The sequence below is a fragment of the Streptomyces griseicoloratus genome, from assembly GCF_014534645.1.
Taxonomy (GTDB): Bacteria; Actinomycetota; Actinomycetes; order Streptomycetales; family Streptomycetaceae; genus Streptomyces; species Streptomyces griseicoloratus.
This window is the reverse complement of sequence record NZ_JACVQF010000075.1, coordinates 1-363: the sequence shown is the minus strand read 5'-3', so window position 1 is coordinate 363 and position 363 is coordinate 1. Positions and strand designations below refer to the sequence as shown.

The 363-nt window shown below is 72.7% G+C and carries 1 protein-coding gene; it reads right to left on the bottom strand.

From position 1 onward, the window contains the following. A partial coding sequence (locus H0H10_RS02280; RefSeq protein WP_188179086.1) for a condensation domain-containing protein occupies positions 1 to 363 on the bottom strand: 363 nt, incomplete at both ends.

Here is a 363-nt window from a genome sequence, read left to right as displayed (position 1 = left end):
CGCCGGATCCAGCACCTCCACCGCCGACACCCGCACCGACGGATCCACGGCGACGCGTTCCAGCACCCGCACCCAGCAGGCGCCGATCCGGTCTGCCGTCTCCCTGTCGAACAGATCGGCGGCGGCCGTCACCGAGCCGCGGAGACCGGCCGGGGCGCCCTCCTCGTCGAAGGTCTCGCCGACCATGACGTCGAGGTCGAACTTGGCCGAGGGGCGGGCCGTGGACAGCAGGCGGACGTCCAGTCCGGGCAGGTCGAGGGTCGGGGCGTGCGGGTCCCGTACGGAGGAGTGGGTGTTCAGCTTGGTGAGGACGACTTGGAAGAGGGGGTGCCGGGCCAGCGAGCGTGCCGGCGCCAGCTCCTC